This window comes from Flavobacterium sp. MFBS3-15, from assembly GCF_026107645.2.
Classification (GTDB): Bacteria; Bacteroidota; Bacteroidia; order Flavobacteriales; family Flavobacteriaceae; genus Flavobacterium.
The window spans coordinates 53,416-67,396 of record NZ_JAPCHV010000013.1 but is presented as its reverse complement, the minus strand read 5'-3'; the positions used below and the strand labels follow the sequence as shown (position 1 = coordinate 67,396).

The 13,981-nt window shown below is 48.2% G+C and carries 13 protein-coding genes; 6 read left to right on the top strand and 7 right to left on the bottom strand.

Features of this window, described 5'->3' with window-relative positions:
* Nucleotides 1-43 precede the first annotated feature (43 nt).
* Nucleotides 44-625 (bottom strand): tetratricopeptide repeat protein, encoded by a 582-nt coding sequence (locus OGH69_RS12360; protein ID WP_265174791.1) that lies wholly within the window; start codon nt 623-625, stop codon nt 44-46.
* A gap of 122 nt (nt 626-747) precedes the next feature.
* Between OGH69_RS12360 and OGH69_RS12355 the strand changes: the two genes are divergently transcribed.
* Nucleotides 748-1,236 (top strand): hypothetical protein, encoded by a 489-nt coding sequence (locus OGH69_RS12355; RefSeq protein WP_265174790.1) that lies wholly within the window; start codon nt 748-750, stop codon nt 1,234-1,236.
* 98 nt (nt 1,237-1,334) lie between these two features.
* Here the strand turns inward: OGH69_RS12355 and OGH69_RS12350 are convergent, their stop codons facing one another.
* Together OGH69_RS12350 and OGH69_RS12345 are read right to left on the bottom strand one after the other, a co-directional pair.
* The gene (locus OGH69_RS12350) at nt 1,335-4,751 is read right to left on the bottom strand and encodes a hypothetical protein (RefSeq protein WP_265174789.1); all 3,417 of its coding nucleotides are present in this window, start codon (nt 4,749-4,751) and stop codon (nt 1,335-1,337) included.
* Nucleotides 4,752-4,922: 171 nt separating this feature from the next.
* Entirely contained in the window at nt 4,923-6,098 is a 1,176-nt protein-coding gene (locus OGH69_RS12345; RefSeq protein ID WP_265174788.1) for a WD40 repeat domain-containing protein, read from the bottom strand.
* A gap of 82 nt (nt 6,099-6,180) precedes the next feature.
* Between OGH69_RS12345 and OGH69_RS12340 the strand changes: the two genes are divergently transcribed.
* Nucleotides 6,181-6,651, top strand: a complete 471-nt coding sequence (locus tag OGH69_RS12340) for a YdeI/OmpD-associated family protein (protein ID WP_265174787.1) — start codon at nt 6,181-6,183, stop codon at nt 6,649-6,651.
* A gap of 5 nt (nt 6,652-6,656) precedes the next feature.
* A complete protein-coding gene (locus OGH69_RS12335; protein WP_265174786.1) occupies nt 6,657-7,247 on the top strand; it encodes a hypothetical protein in 591 nt (196 codons plus the stop codon).
* A 112-nt stretch (nt 7,248-7,359) separates the two neighbouring features.
* On the opposite strand, the gene OGH69_RS12330 is transcribed toward OGH69_RS12335, so the two are convergent.
* The 3 genes from OGH69_RS12330 to OGH69_RS12320 are packed head-to-tail and all read right to left on the bottom strand — an operon-like array spanning nt 7,360 to nt 10,012.
* On the bottom strand, nt 7,360-8,934 hold the full coding sequence (locus OGH69_RS12330) for a S41 family peptidase (protein WP_265174785.1): 1,575 nt from the start codon (nt 8,932-8,934) through the stop codon (nt 7,360-7,362).
* The gene (locus OGH69_RS12325) at nt 8,931-9,368 is read right to left on the bottom strand and encodes a deoxycytidylate deaminase (protein ID WP_265174784.1); all 438 of its coding nucleotides are present in this window, start codon (nt 9,366-9,368) and stop codon (nt 8,931-8,933) included. Before OGH69_RS12325 ends, OGH69_RS12330 begins: the two co-directional genes overlap by 4 nt.
* Before the next feature lie 50 nt (nt 9,369-9,418).
* Nucleotides 9,419-10,012, bottom strand: a complete 594-nt coding sequence (locus OGH69_RS12320) for a HupE/UreJ family protein (RefSeq protein ID WP_265174783.1) — start codon at nt 10,010-10,012, stop codon at nt 9,419-9,421.
* Between the two features lie 157 nt (nt 10,013-10,169).
* On the opposite strand from OGH69_RS12320, the gene OGH69_RS12315 reads away from it, so the two are divergent.
* Nucleotides 10,170-10,601, top strand: coding sequence for a tellurite resistance TerB family protein (locus OGH69_RS12315; RefSeq protein WP_265174782.1), 432 nt, complete (start codon nt 10,170-10,172; stop codon nt 10,599-10,601).
* Between the two features lie 248 nt (nt 10,602-10,849).
* Here OGH69_RS12315 and fbp read toward each other — a convergent pair whose 3' ends face one another.
* Nucleotides 10,850-11,860, bottom strand: coding sequence for a class 1 fructose-bisphosphatase (fbp, locus tag OGH69_RS12310; RefSeq protein WP_265174781.1), 1,011 nt, complete (start codon nt 11,858-11,860; stop codon nt 10,850-10,852).
* A gap of 120 nt (nt 11,861-11,980) precedes the next feature.
* Between fbp and OGH69_RS12305 the strand changes: the two genes are divergently transcribed.
* Entirely contained in the window at nt 11,981-12,454 is a 474-nt protein-coding gene (locus OGH69_RS12305; protein WP_265174780.1) for a GNAT family N-acetyltransferase, read from the top strand.
* Nucleotides 12,455-12,679: 225 nt separating this feature from the next.
* Nucleotides 12,680-13,951, top strand: a complete 1,272-nt coding sequence (locus OGH69_RS12300; protein WP_265174779.1) for an aspartate kinase — start codon at nt 12,680-12,682, stop codon at nt 13,949-13,951.
* Nucleotides 13,952-13,981 lie beyond the last annotated feature (30 nt).

Sequence of the window (13,981 nt, the reverse complement as noted above, 5' to 3'; positions counted from 1 at the left end):
TAGGAAAGGGGTTAGCTTCGCCGTGAAGCGCCCCTTTCTGCTTTTATTCTGTGCAGTATTTCTGAATCGCAGTAAGGCTTTTAGTGTCGCCCAATGCATAGGCTTTTTGGAGGTCTTCACAACCTTCTTTCCTGCGTTTCAATAGTATTTTGCTTGCACCGCGATTATTGTATGCTTCGGCATTTTCGGGATTGATTTTTATCGCTTTATTGTAATCCTCTATTGACGCTTTATATCTTTTTTGCATGTATTTGCAAATTCCCCTATTGTTGTATGCATAGTCGTGTCCAGGATCTAATTCAATGGCCTTCGTAAAATCCTTTATCGCATCATGCAGCCAATTAAGGTCCATCTTTGCAAGGCCACGGTTATAATAGGCCTTGAAATTATCGGGGTTAAAGGAAATATGCTTGTCGTAGTCTGAAATCGCACCCTCAAAATCCAGGTAATCCTGCCTGATGCCACCCCGCTTATAGTAAAATTCAGCAACTGCAGAGTCATTAGCTTTGTTGAATTCTTCAATAGCTACTTTATATTTTTCAGCAATATTTTTATCCGGCTGCAGTTGGCAATATGCATTTTTCGCAAACAGCAGAAGGACAAGGAAACAGAAAGTTTTTTTCATATTGATATTGGTTTGGCTTAAAAATAATGATTTTGAGCATATGTTTTAACCTGCTCTTTAACAATTGTTCATGCTGTATATTTTATTATTAAACTGTAGGTTTGCATTTTAAACCCTTGCAGATGAAGTTTTTGTCGTATTTGATTGTGCTGTTTTTTGCCAACCCCAAATCTGAGCTCATTTCTGTCCGCCAGCAGTATATCGATGCTGCCACGTCAGAAAGCAGTGCCAACGAGTTTCATGACGGGCTTAAAGACCTCAAAGCCAATGGCAACAACCATACCCTTATGGCCTATAAAGCGGCTTCGATAGTCCTCCTTGCCAAATACGAAAGCGGGCTCATCACCAAGACAAAGCTCTTTAACCGCGGAACTGATCTTTTGGAAGAAATTATTGAAAAGGATCCCAATAATTATGAGGCCCGCCTGATACGCCTCAACATCCAGGACAACGTGCCGTGGATAACCGGCTATACTTCCGAACTTAAAAAAGACAAGGCTTTCCTGATAAAGAACTACGCGAAACAGGACGCTTCCCTGCGTGATTTTGCTAAAAAATACGCACTGCAATCCGATGCTTTTTCAAAAAAAGAAAAAGCGATGTTTGAGTAACGTGAACATGATTCAATAACGTTGTCACTTAGAGCGCAGTCGAGAAGCAAAAATGCCGCATCTCGACTGCGCTCGATATGACATTTTTGCTTTAAGTATCAAAAATAAGCCCTCAGCTGCACATTCCCCGTATGTATCGCCTTGCTGGTCTCGCTTTTGCGTCCCTGGTAGTTGACGTTGATGTCGAGAAACTGGGTGAGGTTCTTTTGCAGGAGCAGGCGCCAGGTTAGGTTTTGTCCCGGCAATAAGCCTTCGAGCATATTGTAGGCGGCAGGGGAGAGCTGGTTGCCCGTAAAGTCGTTTTTGTACAGCGAGAACTCACCGCTGGCTGTAAACTGCTTATCGGAAGCATAGTTGAAAGAGGTGCCCAAACGCTGCTGGTACAATGTTTCAAGGTCACCTATTTGGTTCTCTTTACTCCGGTACTCATAAAAAAGATCCCAGCTGGCATTGCGCGAAAAAATGTACGACACTTTCGGCCCTGCCAGATAGCCTTCGATCTCAAAATTCTTGCTGCCGTAATTTTCTGAATAGGTATTGCTCTTTATGGTTTGCCCGTTAAAGTTGAGCAGCCATGTTTTTTGTATGAGGTGCGCATATTGCAGCTGGTGGGAGTTGTTGCTGTTTTCCTGCGAGCCTACCGTGAGCAGTGTTTTCGCACGGTTGCTGATGTAGGTGTACGTAACCGAATGGTCCTGCTTGCCGCGGTTGTAGAAGAGGCTGTTCCTGATGCTTGATGACAGTCCCAGCAAATTCTGTTCGCTTGAAGAGAACGGGTTGAGGTCGAAGTTATCGGTATTGCGCTCTATCTTCCTGTCGATGAGGTAAGAAGTTTGATTATAGAAGTAAGAAAGCAGTTTCCGGAAGCCTTTTTCGTTTTGCCACTGTATCGGGTTCAGTGTAACCGACTGCGAAAATTTGTTTTGGTGGGTGCGCACGAATACCTGGTTGGGCAGGAACACCCGTACAAATGTCGCCTGGTCGGGGAAGGGCGCAACTTCAAACTCCTGCAATTCCTGTATGCCATTGCCGTTGTAGTCGTTCCACGTATACACCCCCTGCCCGGGTTCGACTTCCAGATAGGTAAATTCCTGCTGGGCAATGGTGCCCGACGTGGTTTCGTAGGCGGTGGTTACCTGCACCAGCTGGTCCCAGTAGCGGTCGTTGTACAGCAGGCGCGAGTTGAGCGACGGCTCATCCTTAAACGCCGGGTCTTCAAAAGTCAGGCGGCGGTAGTTGGCAAACAGGGTAAGGTCGCTTTTTTCGGTTTGCAGCAGCCGCGATTTCAGGTAGTAGGAGTTAGAAGTGTTTACCTTTTGCAGCACGCCGTTCACAAGGCTGTCATTCACGCGGCGCAGGTAGCCCAGTTCCACATACACTTTGGTGCTGTCGCCACGTCCCACAAAGGCCCCCACCTCGCTGAACCTTTGGCTGAGCGCCGTATACTGCCCTGTCGCTTTTATCTTCTCCCGGTTGTCTTCAAGGCGTACGCTCCCGCCAACCCAGTTTTTCGAAAAATGGTATTTGGCCAAAGCCTCATTGCGGATGAACGTTGAGGTAGCGTAATCACTGTCGCTGTCAAGGATGCTACCGCGGTTCAGCACCATAAGCTTGTTGAATTTGAACTGCCCGTCGACCACATGGCGCGTACCGGTAAAAAGCCCGGAAAAATCGAGCTTTTCCAGCTGGTAATTCACCTGCCCTTTTTGCGGGATGCGGAACGTAGTGCCGGTAACCAGGTAGCTTTGGTTGGAGTTGGTGGTAATAATGTTGGCAAGGTTCCAGTCGCGCCCAAACTCGATATTGAACAGGCGTTCTATCGTCCTGAAATCTTTTTGTATGAACTGGTAATTGGCAAAGGCGTCCACTTCAAATTTGCCTGTGTACAGCCGCTGCTTTGCATCGATCTTTCCGGCAAGCCCCTGGTTGTTGCCATCGTCTATGGGAGAGTAGAGGTTGAGGTCGTTGTTGCTGATGCCCGCCTCAAAATCGACCACTGTTTTTTCGGACGGATTGTATTTCCCCAGCACTGTGGCGATCTGTATCTTGCTCGGCGGTGTTATGCGGATGATGGGTTCGTAATTCCCCTGCGGGATGCCGTTTACCGGGGCAACATATTCGTAAATGCGGCCCACTGCGGCGGCATTAGCCAAAATGTAATTGCCCAGGTTGTTGCCCAGCAGGCTGAAGCGTACGTTGTATAATGTCTCCTCAGGGTTGTTGGAATATTCGAATACCTCCACGCCGTTGACCATCGTTTTGCGATACAATATCTTGTTCTCCGAATAGGTATCCACATAGGCTGAAGGTGCGGTCATGAGGTTGGTGTTGTCCCCGGCCTGTTGCAGGGTAGCCACCTGCTCTTCGGTAAGGTTTTGCTGCAGCGGCTGGTTCTTTACGTCATTTTCCGAATATACATATCCGCCAATGCTCCAGTCCTCCTGTTCGTGGGTCACGCCGCCATAGGTCACAAAGCGGGTATAGCTGCGCTCGGAATACTGGTACTCCACGTTGATGCGCATCTCCGAAGTGATGGGAAACAAAGAGGTAAAAATGATTTCTCCCGCATTATAGTCGATGATGTAGTCGTTGTTCTCGCCGCGCTCCATCAGGATGCCGTTCACGAATACCCGTTCCGAACCTGAGATGACAAGCACGTAAAGCTCATCGTTCGGGCCGCGCAGCTTGTAGGGACCCTGGTTGCCTTCCTGCCCCGTGAAGGTGCTGCGTGCATACTGGCCGCGAACCAATGCCGCCGCTGTGAATATCGAGGTTTTTGCACCTTCCTTGCCAAACGTGAATGCTGTGGAAAGCCCCTGTACCTTCTTGCTGAAATTAAGGAAGCGCGACTGCCGGTTTTCAAGGAACAGGTCGCCTGCGCGGATGTTCCAGGTATCGCTGAACATTTCGATGAATATCTGGTCGAACTCATCCAGCTTTTGCGAATAACCACCCTCCTGCAACGGGATGTTGGTGTCCTGTATCGAGGCGCGTAGGCTCACTTTGTCGGATAATTTACCCGTAATCTGCAAATCGAGGTTGGAGTTCACCACCGCGCTCTGGTTGTTCCCCACGGTAATGCCCCGCGTTATGCTCCCCGATGTGTTTAGCCCTTCAAACGGCTTAAAGGTATTGAGCGGGTCGCGGGTCACTTTGTAACGGTTTTCGGTGCCGGCATCGTTGGCTACCACACGGCTCTCGTCGTAAATGCTGTATTTTTTGGTCAGGTAGTCCGGGTAGCTGAGGTAGCGCAGGGTGAGGGTGTCGGCCGTGCGGAAGCCGTTTTTGAAAACCAGCCGTGCGGTGCGGAAATCCACACTGTAGTTGCTGGTATCGACGTCTTTCCCGGCGGCATCCTGCAACTTAAAAAACGCCTTGTTGATGCTTACGCTGTCGATGGCAATGGTATCCCGGTCGGCAGTTATCCTGCGGTTTTTATAAGGCGTAGTTGTTTCCTGCCCGTAAAGCGCGGAAACACAACATAACAATACCAGTAAAAACCTCTTTTTCAGCATCACTACAGTATAACTCCAAAATGGCAAAAGTAGTGTATTCCTTTTTAAAAGTTGATTAGTCCGGGGTTTAGGATTTAGGGTTGCCTGTGGGACGTGTTACTGTTTGATCGCTTACTGCATCGTCATCGCGAGGAGGAACGACGAAGCGATCTTTCAGAGGATATATACTAACTATAAAAAACCTTTTAGGGCTATGTCTAACAAATTTTCCTTTTCAGCTCCTCGTGCTGCTTTTACCTTATTCAGTTTGTAGGCCGCATTTCGTTCATAGTACGCAAAGCCCAGTCCGGGTATGAAGCAAAGGCTTTCGTTCTTGCCGTTGTCTATCCAGTCCAGCTCTATCGCATCAGATATTTTCGATTTAAACTCGTAATCGCCATTGGGAGTGAATGTTATCCAATTGTTTTTTAGCGGTACAACATGGATTATCAGGTTGCCCGAAGCAATATCAAAGAAGCTGATGCCTGCATTGGAAGTAACACACAGCAGTTTTTCATTTATTTGCTTAAATGCTCCAATATGCCCGGCATAAACAGAGAAGTTCTTAATAAGGTTGCCTGTCGCCCTGTCCCACAGCTTAAGGGTTTTATTCTTGTAGGCATTGCTGAAAAGCAGCTTGTCATCGTCACTGAAGGCCATCATTACAACCTGCCCCGCACCGCTGATAACGGTTTCCGGGTCTTTTTTCCATAATGCATCAATCACGGCCTGATTGGCAGTGTCCACTTCTTTTGCGCTGAATATCTTCAGCTGTTTTTTATCTGTCCAATGGGCCACGGCCATCCATTTGCCACTGCCGGATACCTTATGGCTTATCTTGATGAAGGGCGGGTATTCAGGGCTCACTTTTGTTTTTTGTTCGGCCTGGTGCAGGGTGAGGTCATTCAGGTCGATGGCCAAAGGATAATAATCTGTTGTGGTGCGGCTAAAATAAAGGATATTGCCTTTTTGCTGTATAGAATTATACAAAGCCTCCATATTGCTGGTGAGTCCTCGTACCCTGAAGCTCTCAAATGCCGGGTCGTCTATGAAAAGACCCGATTGCATGTCTTTGGCCCTGCTTCCGGTATGGTCGGCAATTTGCTGTACATAGTTGTAATACACATCCGGATCACCTTTTTTGAGATAGTCATACGGGATATGGAAACTGATATGGTTTACCTGGCCTTTCGTTTCACCGCGTTCGTATTCTTCATTTTCATTTACGAATTCAAGGTCGATCTCCATATAGTGCGTAGTGCCCTTTACCATCCTGAGGTCAGGTTGCATATCGGGAAGTTCCTGTATGAAGTTTTTCAGCTGAGAGTGATCTGCAGGCTTTATCGAAATGGAAAGGTCGTAGCTCATGTGGGTTGGTTAATGGGCTACTAATATATAAATTTAAGAATGTCTTACAGGAATTAGGTTAAAATATTTCCTACATTAGCTTATGCACCACTTCTCTGCCAAAATATACAAAACCGGCATCAACGCCGCTGTAGATGTCCCGAAGGAAATTACCGATGCCCTGCAGCCGGTAAAAGGCTACATCCGCATTTCAGGCACCATCAACGGTCACACCTTCCGGCAGACGCTTGTCCCGGTAAAGGGCGCTCCCTACCGCCTGTTCGTCAACATCCCGATGCTCAAAGGAGCGGGGGCAGACTTAGGCGATACCGCAAAATTTACTATTGAGCAGGATTTTACGCCGGTTGAAAATGATTATGAAATGAATGATGTGCTTTTGGCAGCATTGAAAAAGCACAAACTGGAAGCTGCCTTTGAAGCCCTTACGCCTTCACGCCGCAAAGACATCCTTAAATACCTCGCCTACCTGAAGACGGAGGAGACGGTAAGGAAGAATGTGGAGAAGGTAATCGGGCAGTTGAAAGAGAAAATTACAGATACACGGATACCCTAAAAACTATGAAAAAAACAGAATTGACGTTATGCATCCTCAGTGCCATTGGCATAATCCTTTACCTTTTACCTGTCCCGGGCGGCAGTATGCTAACAGTGCTGGCATTGACCCTTTTATCGCTGCTGTATTTCTTCTTTGGTTTTGCGCTGTTCAATGGAATCCGGGGGAGAGACCTTTTTAAAGGTACAGCTTATACAGGCATTTCCGCACTGAAAATAGTTGGGGGAGTAGGAGTTGGTATGTCACTATCTACCGTTATAATAGGCATATTGTTCAGGGTGATGATGTGGCCGGGCGGGTCATTTATGATTCTTATCGGATGTGCTCCTGTCATTATTGTCTGCATCATAGCCTGGGTGAGAGCGTCATCTTCAAATTCGCCTTTTGCAAAAAGGGTGCTTGCCAGGGCTGCAGTTTTTGGTGGCCTTGGTGTTTTATGCTTTATGGTTTCTTCGATAACTATAATCAAAGTGAAATACAGGGACTATCCTGAATACGTCAGGGCTGTTGAACAGGTTGATGCCGATCCCGAAAATGAAGCTTTGCAGCAAAAGGCACAGGAAGAATACGATAAGATGCAAGCCGCTGAAGAATAGTATCTAAACAAAAAAGCCAAAGCTTTTAAGAGGCTTTGGATTTTTTGTTTACCCCGCAAGAGTATAGCTGCCCCCTCTCCTTTGGAGAGGGCCGGGGGTGAGGACTTTAAAATTACTTCTTCTCCAGTACGGCCTTCACCATGTTATCTTCTTTCAGCAGTAGCGAATAGTAATCCTTATCGCCCGACAGCTGCCGTGCAAACTCTGCGGCGAGGTAACGTTTTACCCTGTCCTTTTGCTTTGACAAATTAAAGACCAGCCCATTTTTCCTCAGATAAGCATCATAAGCGTTGAAATATTTATCTGTAGCATTAACTTTCGCGGTAATTTCATTAGTAGTAAGGCCTTTATACTGTGTCCTTTCCTTATCCAGTTGCTCAAAGACAAAGTAGCCCACAATGCCGCTCTGCATCAGCAGGGCCAGCTGCTCGTCGCCATGCCTGCCCTCCTGTGCCACGAAAAGGTCGGGGATGATGCCGCCACCGCCATATACAATGCGCCCCTTAAGGGTTTTGAACTTTAGCGTGTCGGCCACCTTGATGCTGTCGGCGCTGTAGAGCTCGCCGCTTTCAAAGCGTTTTTCAAAATCGCTGAAGTACTTCTCACCGCCTTCGGCATAGCTGCGCTGTATGGAGCGGCCCGACGGGGTATAGTATCGCGCCACTGTAAGGCGTACGGCACTGCCATCGCCTAAAGGCATTTCGCGCTGCACGAGGCCTTTCCCAAAAGAACGCCTGCCCACAATGGTGCCACGGTCGTTATCCTGTATGGCGCCTGCCAAAATTTCGCTGGCGGAAGCGCTGTTCTCGTTGATGAGTATGTAGAGCGGGCCGTTCTCAAACAATCCGCCCGATGTTGCTTTAGTGATGTCTTCGCGGTTCTTTTTGTTCCGGGTCTTTACGATGACACGCCCGTCCGGCAGGAGGTCGTCGGCAATTTCCACGGCTTTCTCAAGGTAGCCGCCGCCGTTGTCGCGCAGGTCGATGATCAGCGATTTGGCGCCCTGTTTTTTCAGGGTGGCCAGGCCTGCCTTAAATTCGTCATAGGTTGTCTCCGCGAAGCGGTTGATCTTGATATATCCCGCAGTCGGGCTTACCATCACGGCGGCATCCACACTTTTTATGGGTACTACATCGCGGGTCACGCTCACGTTGAACTTCTTATTCTCACTCTTCCTGAAAATGGTGAGGTCTACTGTCGAGCCTTCCTTTCCTTTCAGCTTGGAGAATAGCGTGTCATTTTGCAGCTTGCGCCCAAACAGCTTGTCTTTGCCGGCAAAAAGGATACGGTCGCCCGCCAGGATGCCTGCCTTTTCTGACGGGCCGCCCGGTATGGGCTTTATTACGGCTACCGAATCTTTATACATGTAAAAATTCACGCCTATGCCCACAAAGTCGCCCTTCATGCTTTCGGCCACCTGCTCCATTTCGTTTTTGGCGATGTACACCGAATGCGGGTCGAGCTTTTCGAGTATGCTGTTTACCGTCAGGTCGACAATCGAATCGGTATCTACCGGATCAACATATTCACCCTCGATGAAGTCGATGAGCTTGTTGAGCTTGCTTTTGTTGGAACCGGAGATCATCCCGCGCTTTTCGGCCGGGAAATTAAGGAAACTGCCCAGCAGCAGCCCAATGGCCAGCGTGAGCGACAGGAGTATGGGGAGGTATATTTTCTTTACGTTCATGGTATGTGCTCAAGGTCTGCAAGGTGTGCCACCTCTACGCCCGCCTTTTCAAGGAATTCGATGCCCGAATTGTCCTTGTAGGCCTCCTGGTACACCACGCGCTTTATGCCCGACTGGTGTATCAGCTTGCTGCAGTCTTTGCAGGGCGACATAGTGATGTAGAGTGTTGCGCCTTCGCAGGATTGTGTTGAACGGGCCACTTTCAGTATCGCATTGGCTTCGGCGTGCAGCACGTACCATTTGGTAAGTCCCGCATCGTCTTCGCAGCAATTCTCAAACCCCGATGGTGTCCCGTTATAGCCGTCGGAGATGATCATCCTGTCTTTTACAATAATTGCGCCAACTTTCCTTCGCTGGCAGTAAGAGAGCTGCCCCCACTCGCGGGCTATCCGCAAATAGGCCCTGTCGTATTTGTTTTGTTTCTTTTCTTTCATCTGTAACTTCCGCCTAAAACAAAAAGCGTGTCATGTCTAACATTAAATTTCTACCATATTTCGCTGCCTGCAATCATCGGCACCACCACCCCGGCCACAAAGGCTGAAATGATGAGGATCCAGTCGCGTTTGGCAAACCTCAGGAATTCCTGCACTACAAATGCCAGCACCAGCATGGCAATGACCACGATGAGCTGCGCGGCCTCAATGCCCAATGCAAATTCCAGCACCGGCAGCAGCTTATCATCTGCTGTGGGCGGCAATACCACCTTGAAGTAGTTGGAAAAGCCAAGCCCGTGGATGATGCCGAAAAACAGCGTTGTCACCGAAATGAAGGTAAGGCTGTCATTTTTTCCGCCCGACTTGCGTGCCCATTTAAAAATGTTGTACAGCGCGGTTATGAGTATCGTTATGGGAATCAGGAATTCGATCACCACGCTATCCACTTTTACTACACCGAATACCGAGAGTATGAGTGACAGCGTGTGCCCGATGGTAAAGAGGGTAACCAGCACAAGCACCTTTTTCCAGTCCCTGAACGTATAGGGAAGGGAAAGCGCCATGAGGAACAGCACATGGTCGTAGGCGTTGATGTCGAGCACGTGTTTCAGGCCTATGTTGAAGTACAGCCAAAAATCAGACATGGTTATAATTTTCGTTTAAAATGTAAACTTACGTCATTTTTATGAACTATCTTTAGGGTAATCTTTCTATAACGCGGGATGCGTCAAAAATCTTATAAAAAATTATATCAGGCTGAAATATAGAAGTATATTTGCACAAAATTTTAACAGATACTATATGTCAATTTCAGATCTATTTGATAGCGGCTTTAAAGACAGGAACAAAGGGCACTTTTCTGCTATCGTAAGGGTTGCCATGGAGAACGGGCACCTTAGCACTGAAGAAAGGCTGTTCCTTGACAAGCTTGCCAAACAGCTGGAAATTACGCCTGATGAATATGCGGAAATACTGGAAAACCCGATGAGGTACCCCATCAACCCGCCACACCTTCACGTGCAGAGGCTGGAGCGCCTGTACGACCTTTCGAGGATGGTATATGCCGACCACGTACTTGGGCCAAAACAAAAAGAGATCCTTACACGCTTTGCCCTTGCCCTTGGCTTTACGCCGGGCAACGTAAACTATATCGTTGACAAGGCGCTGTCACTGCTTGTAATGAATGTTGACGGCGATACTTTCGTGTACGAGATGCAGCACATGAACAAGTAATACGATACTTTTACAAATACGAAAGTCCCATGTTCGCGCATGGGACTTTTTTATTCAGACCTCACCCCCAACCCCTCTCCAAAGGAGAAGGGAGCAGGAACGGTGACTTTAAAATTCATTGATTTTATATCGTAGCTAAAATCCGGCAACTGAAGCCGTATGAGTGAAGCTCCTCCCTCTCCCTTGGAGAGGGCTGGGGTGAGGCCTTTCAGCCCCGAGCCCCAAACACGGAACTCTGATCCCGAAACCTATCTCGGGTATTTACTCATGAACTCCTCCGCTTTTTCCACCATGTTGTAGCTTCCGCAGAAGAACGGCACGCGCTGGTGCAGCTCGGTAGGCTGTATCTCCATGATGCGCCCGAAACCGTCCGATGCCTTTCCGCCTGCCTGTTCGGCAAGGAACGCCATAGGGTTGCATTCGTACAGCAGCCTCAGCTTACCATTGGGCGCTTTGGAGCTGGTTGGGTAAATATAGATGCCGCCCTTGATCATGTTGCGGTGGATGTCGCTTACAAGGCTGCCGATGTAGCGTGAGGTGTAGGGCCTGTCGCCTTCCTCAAGCTGGCAGTATTTGATATAGTCCTTAACGCCCTGCGGGAAATGCACGTAGTTGCCCTCGTTAATGGAGTAGATATTGCCGTCTTTCGGGAAGGTAAGGTTAGGGTGCGAAAGGTAGAACGTGCCTATGGCGGGGTTCAGCGTAAAGCCGTTCACGCCATTGCCTGTGGTATACACGATCATGGTCGATGTGCCGTAGATAACATATCCGGCAGCGACCTGGTTGACGCCCGGCTGCAGGAAATCTTCGAGCGTCACGGGTGTTCCCACCGGCGTTACCCTGCGGTAAATGGAGAAGATAGTACCTACGGAAACATTCACATCAATGTTGGAAGAACCGTCAAGCGGGTCTATGAGCACCACATATTTGTTGTTATGGCAGCCGTCCTGTCCCTGTATGGTGATGAAATCGTCGTTCTCTTCAGAAGCGATGCCGCATACGATCTCGCGGTTGATGAGCGTTTGCATGAAGATCTCGTTGGCATATACATCAAGCTTCTGCTGGTCCTCTCCCTGTACGTTCTGCTCGCCGAACTTGCCTATGATGTCTACCAGGCCGGCTTTGTTCACTTTGTAGTTAACCACTTTGGCGGCAAGCCTTATGGAGTTGATGAGCCTTGAGAGTTCGCCCGATGAATATTTGAAGTCTTCCTGCTTCTCGATGATGAACTCACCGAGCGTTTTATTTCTTTCTTCCATTCCGAAAACGTTATAGTTGTGTTGAGGGCACAAATATCGAAATTTTTGTGATATGAACCCGAAACTTATCATTAAACATTTTTTAAGCGTATTTTTGGCCTTGTTTTACACGAGTTTACAATGATTATCCGCGAAGGAAAGAAGGAAGACATGCCTGCTGTACTGGGGCTTATAAAAGAGCTTGCCAAATTTGAAAAAGAACCCGATGCCGTAGTGGTAACGGCAGACGAACTGTTGCGCGACGGCTTCGGCCAAAACCCGCTTTTCCATATATTTGTGGCAGAGGCCGGCGGCGAGGTGATTGCTATGGCGCTGTTTTACTACCGCTATTCGACATGGAAGGGGAAAACCATCCATCTTGAAGACCTGATCGTAAAAGAAGAAAAACGCGGCACCGGCGCGGGAAGTGCGCTCTATAAGGAAGTGATAAAGTTTGCCAAGGCACAGGGCGTGCGCAGGGTAGAATGGGTGGTGCTCAACTGGAACACGCATGCCATTGAATTCTATGAACGCTCGGGCGCGGCAATATTGCAGGACTGGCTGACAGTGCAGATGAATGAAGAAGGGATTACAAAGTTTACTTTAGATTTATAATAGGATTTTACCACAAAGTGCACAAAGGTTTTCACGGAGAGCACAAGGCTTCATGAATAATATTTCCGCTGTAAGCGGGAGGTCACAAAGCAGCCTGCCTTGTGAACTTTGACCACTGATTTGGCCACCGGCTTTGTGTCCCTTGTAAAAAAATCCTTGTGCCCTTTGTGGTAAAAAAAATAGATAATTTTCGGTAAAAAAACAGATAATAATTATTTTGGTTTTATGAAAGTATTCAAATTCGGTGGCGCATCGGTAAAGGATGCCGACGGTATCAAAAATGTGTATGAAGTATTGCAGCAGGTAGGGTATGATGACGTACTGCTTGTCATTTCGGCCATGGGCAAAACGACCAATGCGCTGGAGGTGGTGATCAAGGACTACGTGTCCAAATCGCCGGAGCTGCAATCGGCCCTACAGGAGGTGAAAAAGTACCACAACCAGATACTGATGGATCTTTTTGAGGATGAGAAGCACGCTGTATTTGCAGCCGTGAATGCCATTTTTACCGACCTCGAAAGCTTCCTGAAGAACAATAAATCGCCCAACTACAACTTTGTGTACGACCAGATCGTGAGCCAGGGCGAGATCATATCGACTACCATAGTAAGCCATTACTTCAATTACCGAGGACTGAAGAACCAGTGGCTCGACGTGCGTGAGCTCATCAAGACCGACAACACCTACCGTGATGCGATAGTGGACTGGGACCAGACCCAGGAACTCATCTCTAAAAATGTAAAGAAAAAGAACCTCAATATCACGCAGGGCTTTTTGGGTTCGGACGAGAATAACTTTACGACCACCCTTGGCCGGGAAGGATCCGATTATACCGCGGCCATATTTGCCTACTGCATGAATGCCGAAAGCGTTACCATTTGGAAAGATGTGCCGGGCGTACTCAATGCCGACCCAAGGTATTTTGAAAATGCGGTGCTGCTCAACCAGATCTCTTACCGCGAGGCGATTGAGCTGGCATTTTACGGGGCGACGGTTATCCACCCGAAGACTTTGCAGCCGTTGCAGAAAAAGGAGATCCCGCTGTATGTAAAATCATTCGTAAACCCACTGCTGCCGGGAACATCGGTAAGCAAGGGTGCCGACCTCGAGCCGCACGCGCCGTGCTTCATCGTAAAGAAGGACCAGCTGCTCATCTCGCTGTCATCGCTGGATTTCTCGTTCATCATGGAAGAGAACATCAGTGAGATATTCGCGCTGCTCCACAAGTACAAAATGAAGGTGCACCTTATCCAGAACTCGGCCATCAGTTTCTCGGTATGCGTAGATGATAAGTTCGGCAACTTCCAGGAGCTTAAGGGCGTGCTTTCCAAAAAGTTCAAGGTGACCTATAACGACAATGTTTCGCTTTATACCATCAGGCATTTCAATGACAAGTCGGCCGACACTGTAGCCAAAGGCAAAGAGGTGCTGGTGCGCCAGGTGAGCCGGGAGACGATGCAGGTGATAACGGCTCCCCAACCCCCGAAGGGAGCGTAAGGTCCACTCATGCGGGATAGTCCTCATTCA